General features: G+C 59.0%; 14 protein-coding genes. 12 read left to right on the forward strand and 2 right to left on the reverse strand.

Annotation, left to right across the window (positions count from 1 at the left end):
• Nucleotides 1-31: 31 nt before the first annotated feature.
• The 4 genes from ED661_RS12500 (at nucleotide 32) to ED661_RS12515 (ending at nucleotide 5,304) form a co-directional block, all read left to right on the forward strand.
• Nucleotides 32-2,359 (forward strand): caspase family protein, encoded by a 2,328-nt coding sequence (locus ED661_RS12500; protein WP_122074263.1) that lies wholly within the window; start codon nucleotides 32-34, stop codon nucleotides 2,357-2,359.
• 70 nt (nucleotides 2,360-2,429) lie between these two features.
• Entirely contained in the window at nucleotides 2,430-4,331 is a 1,902-nt protein-coding gene (locus ED661_RS12505) for a PAS-domain containing protein (protein ID WP_122074264.1), read from the forward strand.
• On the forward strand, nucleotides 4,328-5,032 hold the full coding sequence (locus ED661_RS12510; protein WP_122074265.1) for a response regulator transcription factor: 705 nt from the start codon (nucleotides 4,328-4,330) through the stop codon (nucleotides 5,030-5,032). The genes ED661_RS12505 and ED661_RS12510 overlap by 4 nt, the downstream gene beginning before the upstream one ends.
• Nucleotides 5,033-5,076: 44 nt before the next feature.
• Nucleotides 5,077-5,304 (forward strand): WGR domain-containing protein, encoded by a 228-nt coding sequence (locus tag ED661_RS12515; protein ID WP_122074266.1) that lies wholly within the window; start codon nucleotides 5,077-5,079, stop codon nucleotides 5,302-5,304.
• 19 nt (nucleotides 5,305-5,323) lie between these two features.
• Here the strand turns inward: ED661_RS12515 and ED661_RS12520 are convergent, their stop codons facing one another.
• Nucleotides 5,324-6,517, reverse strand: coding sequence for a hydantoinase/carbamoylase family amidase (locus ED661_RS12520; protein ID WP_122074267.1), 1,194 nt, complete (start codon nucleotides 6,515-6,517; stop codon nucleotides 5,324-5,326).
• Nucleotides 6,518-6,823: 306 nt separating this feature from the next.
• On the opposite strand from ED661_RS12520, the gene ED661_RS12525 reads away from it, so the two are divergent.
• The 8 genes from ED661_RS12525 (at nucleotide 6,824) to ED661_RS12560 (ending at nucleotide 13,456) form a co-directional block, all read left to right on the forward strand.
• Nucleotides 6,824-7,474, forward strand: a complete 651-nt coding sequence (locus tag ED661_RS12525) for a histidine phosphatase family protein (RefSeq protein WP_122074268.1) — start codon at nucleotides 6,824-6,826, stop codon at nucleotides 7,472-7,474.
• A gap of 45 nt (nucleotides 7,475-7,519) precedes the next feature.
• Entirely contained in the window at nucleotides 7,520-8,134 is a 615-nt protein-coding gene (locus tag ED661_RS12530) for a glutathione S-transferase family protein (protein ID WP_122074269.1), read from the forward strand.
• A gap of 11 nt (nucleotides 8,135-8,145) precedes the next feature.
• Nucleotides 8,146-9,198, forward strand: coding sequence for a saccharopine dehydrogenase (locus tag ED661_RS12535; RefSeq protein WP_122074270.1), 1,053 nt, complete (start codon nucleotides 8,146-8,148; stop codon nucleotides 9,196-9,198).
• Nucleotides 9,198-9,446, forward strand: coding sequence for a SemiSWEET family sugar transporter (locus tag ED661_RS12540; RefSeq protein WP_122074271.1), 249 nt, complete (start codon nucleotides 9,198-9,200; stop codon nucleotides 9,444-9,446). Before ED661_RS12535 ends, ED661_RS12540 begins: the two co-directional genes overlap by 1 nt.
• Nucleotides 9,447-9,458: 12 nt before the next feature.
• Nucleotides 9,459-10,601, forward strand: a complete 1,143-nt coding sequence (locus ED661_RS12545; RefSeq protein ID WP_122074272.1) for a saccharopine dehydrogenase family protein — start codon at nucleotides 9,459-9,461, stop codon at nucleotides 10,599-10,601.
• Between the two features lie 137 nt (nucleotides 10,602-10,738).
• Nucleotides 10,739-11,332, forward strand: coding sequence for a Crp/Fnr family transcriptional regulator (locus ED661_RS12550; RefSeq protein ID WP_122074273.1), 594 nt, complete (start codon nucleotides 10,739-10,741; stop codon nucleotides 11,330-11,332).
• Nucleotides 11,333-11,421: 89 nt separating this feature from the next.
• Nucleotides 11,422-11,613 (forward strand): DUF2892 domain-containing protein, encoded by a 192-nt coding sequence (locus ED661_RS12555; protein ID WP_054458360.1) that lies wholly within the window; start codon nucleotides 11,422-11,424, stop codon nucleotides 11,611-11,613.
• A 166-nt stretch (nucleotides 11,614-11,779) separates the two neighbouring features.
• Nucleotides 11,780-13,456: a U32 family peptidase gene (locus ED661_RS12560; protein WP_122074274.1), complete on the forward strand. Its 1,677-nt coding sequence runs from the start codon at nucleotides 11,780-11,782 to the stop codon at nucleotides 13,454-13,456.
• Between the two features lie 33 nt (nucleotides 13,457-13,489).
• On the opposite strand, the gene ED661_RS12565 is transcribed toward ED661_RS12560, so the two are convergent.
• Entirely contained in the window at nucleotides 13,490-13,813 is a 324-nt protein-coding gene (locus ED661_RS12565) for a DUF3775 domain-containing protein (RefSeq protein ID WP_122074275.1), read from the reverse strand.
• Nucleotides 13,814-13,916: the final 103 nt, after the last annotated feature.

Genomic DNA, 13,916 nt, shown 5'->3' on the forward strand with positions numbered 1-13,916 from the left:
AACAGTGCGAGTATTGAGGGATGGGGGATAAATGAGGCAAATTCTGGCTTTGATTCTGCCCCTTTTGTTCGCCACCCCTGCGCTTGCCGCCCGGCATGCTTTCATATTGGGGAACTCCGATTACGCCGAACTGGGGGATCTTGCCAATACCCATGCCGATGCCGAAGCCTATGCAGAGGCACTTGAGGGCTTAGGCTTTGCGGTGACGCTGAACAAGGATCTGGACCGACGCCAGACCCTGCATGCCTTTTACAGCTTCCTCAATCAGGTCGCCCCCGGGGATGACGTCGCCTTTGTCTATTCCGGCCACGGCTGGAGCAATGGCAGGGTCAACTACATTGTTCCAACCGAGGTGCAGCGCCCGCAACCAGAGTTCCAAAAGCTGCTGGAGGATGCCACCATTGCGCTGCAAAACGGCCATAGCGGGTTGCTGGATGAGCTGGAAGCCAAGGGTGTAGCCCTGACAATTGCAGTGATTGATGCCTGTCGCGACAGCCCCTTCTTGCAAAGCCCTGGGACAAAATCCATCGGTGTAACGCGCGGGCTGACACCGGTATTGCCCAGCACCGGAACCTTCATTGTCTATTCAGCTGGCAAGGGGCAGCAGGCCTTGGACCATTTACCGACCGATAGCCCGGACCAGAAGCTCTCGGTCTTTACCCGCAACTTTGTTCAGCATCTGAAACCCGGCACCTATTTACAGGATGCCATTCTGGATGCCCGCAGACAGACCACCCGGCAAGCAGCCTCCTATGGCGGACACCAACAGTTGCCGGCCTATTACGATCAGACAACCGAGCGAATCTGCCTCGCCGGGCAATGTGGGGCCCAGACCCCGGAGCCGCCACAGCCCGCTGCGGATGCGGCTGTGCAAACCGCGGCTCTTGATCAATGTAGCGCCTTGTTCAAGGTCGCGCAGGACACAGACCAATGTTACGCCTATATGGCCTATCAAGCCCACTGTGCGGATCACACTTTTGCGCCCATCGCCGAATCCTATGTGAACCTGCGCTGTGACGCTGCACCACCGCCTGTCACCACGCCACAAACCCGCGCGCAGACCGAGTCTGCAAATCAGGAAACCGCATCGGCTCAGGCCGAACCCGCGCCAGTTGCCCCCACTCCGGCGGAACAGGCGGAACCGGCGCCGAATCCTGATCAGTTTCTGGCGCTGCTTTCCAAGAACAAAGGCAATGTTCCTGCCTCTGCCTTTGCTGGCAGCAGTCCTTCGCCTGCCCCAACTGCGCCTGCGCGCCCTAGCCCAACCGAAACCGTCGCAACACCATCGCCCACGAGACAACAGGCATCGCTGGTGTCCTGCGCCGATGCTGCCGGACACCCACGCCATCCGCTTTTGACGCGCCAGCGTATAAAATCAGCCGGCATTGAGTGGGACGATCTGAGGGCTTCGACCGCGATCCTCACCTGCAAACGGGCAGTCCAGCTCAATCCAGATGTTCCGGCGGCTCAGGCCTTTTTGGCCCGTGCCTATGACAAGGCGGACAATTTACCCCAAGCCCTATCTCATTATCGCGCTGCAGCCGCGGCTCAGGATCCCATGGCGCAAACCAATCTGGCGCTGATGTATCGCAAGGGCCAGGGCGTGAGCCAAAGTGACCAGCGCGCGGTCACCTACCTCAGACGCGCCGCCAATCAGGGATACCCGATTGCGGAAACCCAGCTTGGCTGGATGTATGAAAAGGGCCGCGCAGTGCCGCAGGATGACGCGCTGGCCGTGTCCTGGTACCGCAAGGCCGCCAACAGAGATCACCCACGTGCCCAATACAACCTCGCCTGGATGTATGAAAACGGCCGCGGCGTCAGCCAGAGCTATTCCCGCGCCTATAGCTGGTATCAAAAGGCCGCACAGGCAGACTATCTCAACGCCATATACAAGATTGGCATCTTTCACCGCGAGGGGCATGGGGTTGCCCAGAATGATGTAGAGGCCGTGCGCTGGCTCCGAAGGGCCGCAGCGCGTGATTTGCCAAAGGCCCAGACCTCGCTCGGCTGGATGTATGAAAAGGGCCGCGGCGTAAGGCAAAGCTACAGCCAAGCGCTGAGTTGGTACCATAAGGCGGCAGATCAGGGAAATGCCACCGCAACCGTCAACATCGGGGTACAGTATGAACTTGGTCGCGGCGTTGCCCAGAATGACCAGCGTGCTGTTGCCTACTACATCGACGGGTTGAAATTGGGGAGCGAAACCCCGCTGGGCTGGTCCAACGATTCCTGGCGCCAAAGCACCCTGATGGCCATGCAGCGCAGGCTCCGCGATCTGGGACTGTATTCGGGCGCGATTGATGGCAAGGTCGGCCCCGGCACCCGCGCAGCGATGCGCGCCCTCAAAGGCAGATAGGCCAGACCCGCGTCGTCGCGCCGCCCTTGCTCTTTTGTGCCAAGATGTTACCCCAAGGCGGGGAGACAGCATGAACACATCCGACAAATCACGGGCCGCGATGACCACCGCCGGGTTGAACCTGATTGCTCAGGCGATCTCGATCTATGACAGTGAGCTGCGTCTGGCGGTCTGCAACAGCCGTTTTCAGGAAATGTTCAACCTGCCCAATGAACTGGTCAGCCCCGGCGCCCGCTTTGACGATACCATTCGCCATATCGCCGTCAGTGGCGAATATGGCCCCATGGATGATATTGAGGAGTTTGTCACTGCCCGCGTTGAACAGGCGCTGGATTTTGAACCCCATTACATCGAACGGACCCGTGCCAATGGTCAGGTAATTTCTATCGAAGGGGCACCTCTGCCGCAGGGCGGCTGGGTTGCGGTCTATACTGACATCAGCCGCACAAAACGGGTCGAACAGCTTTTGCGTGCTCGCTCTGAGGAAATGTCGGACCGGTTGATCTCTCACACCGAGGAGCTCTCGGCGACCAACCGCAAACTGGCCGCCACCATCACCGCGCTAGAGGAAGCCAAACGACAGCTCACCGAAATCGAGGGCCGCACCCGGCTCACCACCGAGATGATGCCAGCCCATATCGCCCATGTCGATGCCGATGGCTATTATACCTATACCAATCGACGTCTCAGCTCGGTCTTTCCCAGCCGGCCCTCGGATATTCTGGAAATGCATATTTCCAACGCGCTGGGGCCGCAGGCCTTTGCCAAGATCGAACCACATCTGATGGCAGCCTATAAGGGCAGCAGCCCGGTTTTTGAATTCACCGAAGCCCATGACAGTCGTCGCATCCGGGTGGCCTTTACCCCCGATCACGGCGGGGGCGTCTATATTCTATCGATGGATGTGACCGAGGAAACCCAGGCCCGCGTTGCTTTGCAACAAGCGCGCCGTCGTGAAATGGCCGCCCAGATGACTTCGGGGCTGGCACATGATTTTTCCAATCTGCTGACCATTATCCTGGGCATGCAGGGCAAGCTCGAGAAGATGGAGCTGCCACAAGCCGCACAGGAGATGATACGCGGCACCCTGTCTGCAGCCCGACGCGGTGGGCGGTTGTTGAACCGGATCGGCGAGATGACCGGACAACGCAGCCTGCGTCCGCAGGCCACAAATATGCATGCGCTGCTGTCCGAGCTGAAAATCCTCGCCACCCCGTCATTGCCGCAGGGGCTGGGGCTCAGTGTGCTGGATAACACCCCTGACGTGCTGCTCTTGCTGGATGCAGGCAAGCTGCAGGATGCGTTGTTGAACCTGATCCTCAACGCGCGCGATGCCTGTGGCATAAATGGCCAGATCACCGTTAGCGCCCATGTGGTTGGCAAGGTCTGGCTGGAACTCAGCGTCACGGATACCGGCCCCGGTTTCTCAAGTGATGCGCTCAAGAACGCGCTCAACCCCTTTTTCACCACCAAAGGCAGCGAGGGGTCCGGCCTGGGTTTGCCTATGGTCTACGACATGGCCAAATCTGCTGGTGGCGACATGCGGGTGGGCAACACGGTATCAGGCGCCAGCGTCACCCTGCGCCTGCCCTACCGGCTTGCACCCGACCCGAAGGGCGGGCTGGCCCTCCTGGTCGAGGACAGCGAAGAGCTGCGCGCCACCTTCCGCGATATGCTGATTGATCTTGGCTATTCAGTGATCGAGGCCACCAGCGTTGACGAGGCCTCTGCTCTGGCAGCCGACCTGCCAGATATCGCCCTGGTGCTGTCAGATGTGCGCCTGGAGGGCGAAGCCACCGGCATTGATCTGGCGCAACGCCTGAAAGGATCGCATCTGCCTATTGTGCTCATGACCTCTTTGCCACCCAATGATCCGCAATTCCGCATGGCTCTCAAGGCTGGACCCGTGCTGCAAAAACCCTTTACAACACAACAACTGTCGGCCCTCATCACCCCGGAGACATCTGCATGACCGCGCCTCTTGTCACCATTCTGGACGATGAACCGGAAATTCGCCAAATCCTCACCGAATGCCTGCAAGACGCCGGGTTTCGCACCCAGAGCTTTGCCCGTGCCCGCGAATTCGAAGCCTCGCTGAAGCGGGTGACACCGGATGTCTGTCTAGTCGATCTGTCGCTGCCGGATGTGGATGGTCTGGCCCTGGTGCACCGTCTGGCGCTGGAGCAGGGCGCGGCAGTGATCATTATCTCTGGTCGCGCCCAGGTGCAGGACCGCATCACCGGGCTGGAACTGGGAGCTGATGACTATATCACCAAGCCCTTTGATCCGGCCGAGGTGGTGGCCCGTATTCGCGCCCGCCTGCGGTCTGGCCCCCGCAGCCAGCCGGTAAGTGGAAACTCCGCTCAGTTTGCCGGGTGGACGGCGCATTTTGACCGCTATCTGCTCGAAGATGACAAGGGCGTCGAAGTGCCGTTTTCTCATGCCGAAGGCGAAGTGCTGCGTCTGTTCCTCGACAGTCCAAAACGCCTGATCTCGCGGGCGCAGATGCAGGAAAGCCTGGGTGGCGGCGCCGGTGACAGCTTTGACCGGGCCATGGATGTACGGGTATCACGTCTGCGCACCAAGCTGCGCGAAGACCCCAAAAATCCCCGACTGATCAAAACGATCTACGGTGCCGGCTATATCTTCCTTGGCGATGTGACCTGGAGCTGATCCAGCTCTTGCCGAAGCGAATCGCCTTGGTATAGAATCACTTCATGGCCACCTGTCTTCTCTATAACCAAGCGCAAAGCCGCCGCTCTCGTTTCTACCGGATTGAACTGGCGCTAAACCTGTTTTCTGAGGTTTCGGTGCTCAGAGAATGGGGGTTTGCGGGCAGCAATGGCCAGAGCGTGATCAACAACTATGACAACCTGCGTGAAGCCTCTCTGGCGGCAGACAAGCATCGCAACCGCATGTTGAAACGCGGCTATGCCCGCAGCTGACCCCGGCCCTGGGACAGGGTCACACAGAAAGCGCCGCCCTGTTCAGGACTTCCAGCCCCTTCACCAGATCCGCCTCTTTGGTGTCTTCATCAAAGGCATGGCTGATGCCACCAATCGAGGGCACAAAGAGCATCGCAGCAGGCATCACACGGGACACATTGGCCGCGTCATGCAGCGCACCTGACGGCAGATCCAGCCATTTTCCTGGCGCAAGCTCCTCTGCCGCGTTGCGCAGGGCCTCCTTAAGGCGCGGATCCATCGCAGCAGGTTCAATCGCGCCAACCTTGCCCAATTCGATCTTGACGTCCTGATCACGGGAAACTTCTTCTGCGACCTCCCGCAGGATGGTTTCCATATAATTCAGGCGCGCAAAATCCCCATCCCGCCATTGCAATGAGAAATGCGCTACCCCCGGTATAACAGAGGAAGCATTAGGGCTGATTTCAGCATGCCCAAGCGTCCAGACCGTGGCAGGGGTCGCCACTGCAGAAAAACGCTCATTTATGCGCTGGTTGAAATTGGACAGTGCCTGGAACGCATCCTGGCGCAGCGCCATCGGCGTGGTGCCTGCATGGTTCTGGCGGCCGGTTATCTTGATACGGACCTCGCGAATGCCAACAATATCGCTGACCACACCAATCTGATCGCCTGAGACATCCATGCCCGGCCCCTGCTCGATATGCATCTCAAGAAAACCGGTGAACATGTCATGGGGCAAAAACTCACGGGCTCGCCCTGCCATTCGGGCACGAACCGCGCCCAGCGCCAGCCCATCCGTGTCGGTAAACATATCCGCCTCAGCCAGAGAAATGCTGCCAGTCCAGACATCCGAACCGGTCAAAACACCAAAGCGCCCTTCTTCGTCCTGGAAATTGGCCACCGAGATCGGTGGGCCACCTGCCTCTATCGAAGCCCGTGCAATCTCGAGCCCAGCCACCACGCCCAAGGCGCCATCCAGCCAACCACCCTCGGGCTGACTGTCGCTATGAGAGCCGATTAGCAGGGATTTCTCACCGTTGAGACCAAAGAGGTTACCGATGGGGTCAAAATGAGTTTTCAATCCTGCCTCCTCCATTCGGGAGGCAAGCCAGCGCCGGGCTGCAATATCCACCGCAGTGAAGGCTGGACGCACAACGCCCTTCCCCACACCCGAGGCCCCAAAGGATCCCAATCGATGCAGATCTTCGAGAAAGCGATCAGGGTTCAGGGTCATGTGGTTACCTCTGCTTGGGGGGTTCGGCGACCGGTATCGTCTCTTGGCGAAAGACACAGGATCTTCTTACATTCTGGGATATAGTTCATGGCTTTGCTCGCAGTGCAATGGTCAAGACGGGGTTCTGGAACATTTACTCTTCAATGAGGCGAAATAGCCAAATCGAACATTTTTAACCTTAAATCGCCCTATAAGACCTTAAAATTTTTCACAACACCAAAAAGTTGTATGCAACCAAAACGCACTCTTCCATGTCACCGCCCGCTCACTTATGAAATTCGGGGAAACGACAATAGGATGCGGTGCATGACACATATTACCCTGGTCCGTCACGGGCAGGCCAACACAGAGGCCCGCGATGAAGTGAGCTATGACCGGCTCAGCACGCTGGGCCATCAGCAGGCGGCTTGGCTGGGGAGCTATCTGGACAGCAGCGCTGCCCATCATCCACGCGTCTACTGCGGCACCCTCACCCGCCATATCGAGACCGCCGCAGGCATGGGCTGTGTTGAAGTCAGTCAGGATCCGCGTCTCAACGAGATGGAGTATTTCACCATGGCCCAGGCCATGGAGGCCCAGCATGGCCTAGCCATCCCGCAGGAGCGTGAAGGATTTATCGCGCATCTGCCAAAGGTTTTCAAAGCCTGGGCCGCGGGCGAAATTGAAAACCCTCCAGAAAGCTGGCGTGATTTTGAAAGCCGCACCCAATCGGTTCTGGCGGAGATTGCCGCAGGCGACGGTCCTGCCCTGGTGGTGACCTCTGGTGGCTTTATCTCGATGGCCATGCGTCAGGCCATGGGGCTGGACACCGATGGCATGGCCCGCATGGCTCTGGCGATCATGAACACCTCAATGCATCGGCTGTTTCCCATTGGCGGTCATCTGAGCCCGGTGCTGTTCAACGCTGTGCCGCATCTGGACACAGCGGATCGGCAATACGCGCAAACTCATCTATAACGGCCAGACCCCAATCTGAGGCCAAGCCCCAACAGGAGATCCGACATGCAACTCTATTACGCCTCTGGCACCATTTCGGTTGCTGTAGCCATCGCACTGGAAGAGGCCGGGCTCGATTACGAGGCCATCAAGATCAGCTTTGCCGACAAAGAACATCTGAGCCCCGCCTATGCGCAGATCAACCCCAAGTCCCGGGTGCCGGCATTGGCGGTGGATGGCGGCATCCTGACCGAGACCGGCGCCCTGCTGGACTACATCGCTGATATCGCTCCCGCAGCAGGCCTGCGCCCCAGCGACCCGGTGCTGCTCGCCCGGATGCGCGAGGTGATGTACTACCTGGCCTCCACCATGCATGTGAACCACGCCCATAAAATGCGCGGCAGCCGCTGGGCCAGCAAGACCTCTAGCTACAAGGATATGCAGGCCAAAGTGCCACAGACCATGGCGGACAGCTGCGCCCATCTCAGCCAATACGGGCTGCGCGGCCCCTTTGTGCTAGGGGACGAGATCAGCCTGGCGGATTGCTATCTCTATGTGGTCTGCACCTGGCTGGCAGGCGATGGTGTCACCCTTGCAGATTTTCCAAAAATACAGTCCTTCATGACGGCAATGGAACAGCGCGACTCGGTGCGCGCCGTTTATGCCAAGGACATGCTCTAAAGGATCCCACAATGACACATCTCTGGGTACGGGCCGAACAGCGCCCCAATGAAGACCGCGTTGGCCTGACGCCCGAAGGCGCCAAGGCGCTCCTGTCAGGCGGAATCAAGGTCACCGTGGAGGAGAGCGCGGTGCGGGCCATCCCCCTGCAGGGCTATATCGATGCCGGCTGTGAGATCGCACCGGAGAATTCCTGGCCCACAGCCCCAAACGATGCCATCATCTTTGGCCTGAAAGAACTGCCAGAGGATGGCACCCCACTGCCACATCGCCACATCATGTTTGGTCATGCCTTCAAGGGCCAGCACTCGGGCAAGGCGCTGCTGGATCGTTTTACCGCTGGTGGCGGCACGCTCTATGATCTGGAGTATCTGGTGGATGAGGCTGGCCGCCGGGTTGCCGCCTTTGGCTATTGGGCCGGCTATGCGGGCGCGGCTGTCACCCTCAAGAGCTGGTGCGCCCAGCAACGCGGCGAGATCTGTGGCCCGGTTGGGGTTTACCCCGGCAAAGACGCCCTGCTGGCCGAGCTAAGCGCTGAACTGGAAGCCGTGCAGGCGGATGTCCCTACGGCCATCGTTATCGGCGCTATGGGCAGGGTTGGCACTGGCGCCGCGGATCTGTGCGAGGCCATGGGAATCACGGTCACCAAGTGGGATATGGCGGAGACCGCAAGCGGCGGCCCCTTCCCCGAGATCCTGCAGCATGATCTGTTCCTCAACTGCATCTTTGCCCGCCCCGGCACCCCCGTCTTTGTGCCTGCCGAGGCGCTAACCGCCGCGCGCAAACTGACAGCAATCGGCGATGTCGCCTGCGACCCCGACAGCGATTACAACCCGGTGCCGGTCTATGATCAGGCCACCAGCTGGGAGGCCCCCGCCCTGCGGGTCGCCAATGATCCGGTGATGGATGTGATGGCGATCGACAACCTGCCCTCGATGCTGCCGGTGGAAAGCTCTGAAGACTATGCCGCACAGCTGCTGCCCTCACTCCTGACACTGATTGACCTAAAGTCCGGTGTCTGGGGTCGGGCCGAGGCGACCTTCCGCGAATTTGTACCCGCCTGATGGAACTCTATGTCGGATATTTTGCGGCCTTCATGGGCACTGTCTGTTGGGTCCCCCAGGCCTGGAAAGCCTGGGCAAGCCGCGACACCTCTGGCCTGTCCTTGCCGGCAAATCTGATGTTTCTGCTCACTGTCAGCCTGTGGTTCTGCTACGGGCTGATGGTGGGAGACTGGCCGATCATCCTGGCCAATTTCTGCGCCATTCTCATTGTGGTGAGCATTGTTGCCGCCAAACTACGCTACAAATAAGGGAGAACTCTCATGACTATTCATTGGTGCGGCACTGGCCTGTCTGCCATCCCCGGCCTGCGTCGCCTGCTGGAGGCCGGCCACGATGTCGCGGTCTGGAACCGCACAGCCGACAAGGCCCGCGAGGCGGTTGGCGATCTCACCTCCAACATCCATGTCTTTGACATCAACAACCTGGGCGAAATGCTCAGCCCGGCGGATGTTGTCGTCTCGATGCTGCCCGGCGACTGGCACGTGCCGCTGGCGGAACTGGCGATCTCCAAGGGGGCGCATTTTGTGTCGTCGTCCTATATCGCACCGGAAATGCGCGCGCTGAATGACAAGGCCAAAGCGGCCGGTGTGGCCCTGGTGAACGAAGTCGGCCTGGACCCTGGTATCGACCATCTGATGGCCCATGCGCTGGTGGATGAATACAAGGCCTCCGCCGCCTTTGACGCCGCCAATGAGGTCAGCTTTCTGTCCTATTGCGGTGGCATTCCCAAGGTAGCGAACCCGTTTCGCTACAAGTTCAGCTGGTCGCCGCTGGGGGTGTTGAAAGCCCTGCGTTCGCCGTCAAAATCCATTCGTGATTTCAAAGAATTCGACGTCGCCCGCCCCTGGGATGCGATCTCTACCTTTGACGCACCATTGCCAACACCCGAGAGCTTTGAAGTCTATCCAAACCGCGATTCCCTGCCCTTCATGGGGCAGTACGAATTTGGCTCGGATTGGAAGGTAAAGGAATTTGTCCGCGGCACCCTGCGCCTGAACGGCTGGACCGAGGCCTGGGATGGGGTCTTCAAAGAAGTCGAAACCCTGGAAGGCGAAGCCGGTGACGCCCGTCTGAAGGAAATGTCGGATCAGTTCTGGGAGGAGAATTCTTACGACGAGGGCGAACCCGACCGGGTGGTGCTTTGCGTAGACCTGAAGGCCGAGAAAGCTGGCGAGACCCTCTGGCACAAGACCTATGTGATGGATGCCTGGGGTGACGCGCGCGGCACCGCCATGGCGCGTCTGGTCTCCTTCCCGGTCTCCTTTGCCATCGAGGCGGTGATGAACGGCAAGATCGCCCCCGGTGTCAGTGCCGCTCCCAGCGATGCCACCCTGGTGGAAAACTGGATGGGCGAGATCAACAAGTTGGCCCAACATCTGGACGTCACAGACCGTCTGGCCTGAGGCAACAGATAACCGACCTTTCAAAGGGCCTGCGCAAGCGGGCCCTTTTTGTTTCTTCCGGCTGGAAATCTGGATCAGGCTTGCACTCCCCGGCGCGCTGGTATCCGGTATCAGCAATTGCGTCTGGAGTAGCCCTGTTGAGTCTCGCAAAAAAATTCACCGCCCCAAAGGGGACAATTCTATTCAGCCCCGGACAGGAGTGCCCCGGATTTCTTATCCTGAAACAGGGTTGTATCAAGGTCACCCTGACCGGCAGCAGTGGCCGTGAAGTGGTGCTTTACCGGGTGCATCCCGGCGAAGTTTGCCTGCAGACCTTTACCTGCCTGATCGAAGACCAGACCTATGCCGCCGAAGGCGTTGTTGAGGAAGACCTGCAAGGAGATCTGATCCCGGCTGGCCAGTTTCGCCAGGTGATGCAACAGGATGAGAACTTTCGCAATACGGTGCTGACCTCGGTCGCGCTGCGGTTCAGTGAGTATCAGCAATTGATCGAAGATGTCGCCCTGACAGGGTTTGACGCCCGGCTCGCCAAGGTCCTGCTGCGTCTTGTCGATGCTACAGGGGTGGTGCACGTCACCCACACCGCCCTGGCCGCCGAAACCGCCTCTGGCCGGGCCTATGTCTCGCGTCGCCTGGCGGAATTTGCCCGCCGTGGTATAGTCGAACAGCTCCCTGACGGTATTCGAATCTGCAATTCGTCTGAGCTGGCGCAGACTTCAGAACAAAAATAACTTTCTTTGCCAGGGTGGTGACTCTGTCACCGCGCCTCACATCTTCTTTTTGCTATGCTTTTGGCAACAGCTTAAATAGGAGATCTCCCATGACCAAAAACGAAGGCAAAATTGACCGTACCCTGCGCGTCATCGCCGGTATCGTTCTGCTCTCACTTGTCTTTATTGGCCCACAGTCGCTTTGGGGTTTGATCGGGATTGTGCCCCTGGCCACCGGGTTGCTGGGCAATTGCCCGCTCTATTCAATTCTGGGTATCAACACCTGCTCGCTGAAAAGCTGACCACCGCAGGCGCATCCTGTGGCGGAAGGGAGCGCCGCCTTGCCAGCCCGGCTTTTTGCTGGGCTGGCCTGATCACATCTGCGCCAATTTGCGCTAGATCAAATCGCGACAACCCGGCTTGCACTATAGGCGCGCTTTTCCAGTCCTGGTGAAGAGACCCAAGCCTATGACCAGCTCCGCGACATCTCCCGAACATCGTTCCGAACTCTTGATGCCCGCAGGCAACCTGCGCAAGCTCAAGCTCGCGATCCTGTACGGGGCGGATGCGGTCTATCTGGGCACCCCGGATATGTCCCTGCGCACCAAGTCCGAGTTCTCGCTCGAAGAAGTGATTGAGGGTGTGGAATTCTGCCATACCCATGGGCGGCGCGCCTATCTGACGCTGAACCTGTTCTCCCATAACAAAGACATCGACAAGCTGGACGAATACATTGAGACCGTCCGCAAGGTGCGCCCCGACGGGCTGATCATCGCCGACCCCGGCGTGTTCCAATACGTAAAGGACCGCGCGCCCGAGCTGCCGCTGCATATCTCCACCCAGAGCAATATCTGTTCCTGGCTCTCGGTGAAATTCTGGCAGGATCAGGGGGCTGAGCTTTGCGTGTTGGCGCGTGAAGTCTCCTTTGCCGAGTTGAAAGAGATCCGCGTGAAATGCCCGGATATCAAGCTGGAGGCCTTTGTGCATGGCGCCATGTGCATGACCTACTCCGGGCGCTGCCTGCTGTCGAATTTCATGGCCGAGCGCGGCGCCAACCAGGGCAATTGCGCCAATTCCTGCCGCTGGAACTACACTTTCCGGATGCGGCTCAAGGATGGCACGGTGCAGGATCTGCAGATCACCGATGACAATGCCGATATGTTCGAGTTCCTGCTCGAAGAGGGCTGCCGACCCGGTGAGCTGATGCCGATCGAGGAGGACGCCCGCGGCTCTTATATCCTCAACTCCAAAGATCTCTGCATCATGCCCAAGCTGAACGAGTATCTGGAGATCGGCGTTGACAGCCTGAAGGTCGAGGGCCGCGGCAAGTCAGAATACTACTGCGCCATCGTCGCCCGCGCCTACCGCATGGCGATTGATGATTACTACGCCGATCCGGAATACTGGGACCCCAAGCCCTACATGCGCGAGTTGGAAGCCGTGGGGAATCGCGGCTACACCCTGGCCTTCCACGAGGGGCGCCTGACCAATTACGCCCATAACTACGAGCACACCGCGTCCTTGGCGCAGTGGGAATATGCCGGGGTTGTCACCGAGGTGACGGATGATGCCTTCCACGTCGAGGTAAAGAACAAGCTGATGGCCGGCGAGGTGCTGGAATTTGTCTCTCCCATCGCCCGCGAAACCGTGTTGTTGCGGGTCTATGATTTTGAAAATGCCGCGAGTGGCAAGCGCACCGAGGTCGTACAGGGCAGCACCAAAACTGTGATCCGCCTGCCCTTCACCCTGTTTGATCACGAAGACATCGAGGATCTGAAGGCGCGTTTCCCGCAGTACTCCGTGATGCGAAAAGAACGCGCCCTGACCGAAGAGCAGTGGAACCGGGTGCGCTTTGACAAGCTCACCCAGGGGCTGGAAATCACCGGCAAGGAAAACCCAAAGGCCTATGAGAAACGCCGCAATGCCCTGGCCAAAAGCATCGAAGAAGACGGTAATGAGCGCCGCTTCAAAACCAATCGCGTTGGGGTCGAGGGCTGTTGTGGCAAGGGCTGCAATGGCTGCATGATCTTCTGGCAGGATAACCAATATGCCCGCGCTCGCGAGGTGCTGCTCAAGCGTAAACAGGGCCAGCAGCTTAGCCGTGCCGAAGCCAATGATTTAAAATTGGCGGTACCGCAGCTCTGATCGTACCGCCCAGCCAATCCGGTGTTGATCGACCTAGCGGCCGATCACATCCCCCTCGACGTCCTGCACATCCACGCCCAGCGCATCAAGGCCCGCCTCGATATTATCAGCCAGATGGGGTGTGCCGATCAGGTAGTCAGCCGTCGGGGTAGAGGCTTCAGACTTGGCGGTTGCGATGGCTTCCGCCAGTTCTTCGGGTTCAAAACTGCCACGGCCAATCCACATCACTGCGGTAAGTTCAGCCTGCTCATCCATGCCTAGCCGCTCGATAAAGGCCCGCAGCTCGCCTTCAGCCCGCCCCAGTTCCCGGGCCATCAGCGCCACCTGGGCAACCTTGCGTGTGGAAATCTCCAACATTGTCTGTCTCCTTCTGTTCGCCGTCACCCGGCATCAGACAGCAGCGCAGCACGGGGGTCTTTGATCTGGGGCAATAAACTTCCAATGCCTGCCAATGGCCTAG

Source organism: Pseudophaeobacter sp. EL27, assembly GCF_900313025.1.
GTDB lineage: Bacteria > Pseudomonadota > Alphaproteobacteria > Rhodobacterales > Rhodobacteraceae > Pseudophaeobacter.

Bases quoted from the DNA above. Each gene is read 5' to 3' on its own strand.
- ED661_RS12500 (WP_122074263.1), top strand. From the start codon at position 32: ATGAGGCAAATTCTGGCTTTGATTCTGCCCCTTTTGTTCGCCACCCCT.
- ED661_RS12505 (WP_122074264.1), top strand. From the start codon at position 2,430: ATGAACACATCCGACAAATCACGGGCCGCGATGACCACCGCCGGGTTG.
- ED661_RS12510 (WP_122074265.1), top strand. From the start codon at position 4,328: ATGACCGCGCCTCTTGTCACCATTCTGGACGATGAACCGGAAATTCGC.
- ED661_RS12515 (WP_122074266.1), top strand. From the start codon at position 5,077: ATGGCCACCTGTCTTCTCTATAACCAAGCGCAAAGCCGCCGCTCTCGT.
- ED661_RS12520 (WP_122074267.1), bottom strand. From the start codon at position 6,517: ATGACCCTGAACCCTGATCGCTTTCTCGAAGATCTGCATCGATTGGGA.
- ED661_RS12525 (WP_122074268.1), top strand. From the start codon at position 6,824: ATGACACATATTACCCTGGTCCGTCACGGGCAGGCCAACACAGAGGCC.
- ED661_RS12530 (WP_122074269.1), top strand. From the start codon at position 7,520: ATGCAACTCTATTACGCCTCTGGCACCATTTCGGTTGCTGTAGCCATC.
- ED661_RS12535 (WP_122074270.1), top strand. From the start codon at position 8,146: ATGACACATCTCTGGGTACGGGCCGAACAGCGCCCCAATGAAGACCGC.
- ED661_RS12540 (WP_122074271.1), top strand. From the start codon at position 9,198: ATGGAACTCTATGTCGGATATTTTGCGGCCTTCATGGGCACTGTCTGT.
- ED661_RS12545 (WP_122074272.1), top strand. From the start codon at position 9,459: ATGACTATTCATTGGTGCGGCACTGGCCTGTCTGCCATCCCCGGCCTG.
- ED661_RS12555 (WP_054458360.1), top strand. From the start codon at position 11,422: ATGACCAAAAACGAAGGCAAAATTGACCGTACCCTGCGCGTCATCGCC.
- ED661_RS12560 (WP_122074274.1), top strand. From the start codon at position 11,780: ATGACCAGCTCCGCGACATCTCCCGAACATCGTTCCGAACTCTTGATG.
- ED661_RS12565 (WP_122074275.1), bottom strand. From the start codon at position 13,813: ATGTTGGAGATTTCCACACGCAAGGTTGCCCAGGTGGCGCTGATGGCC.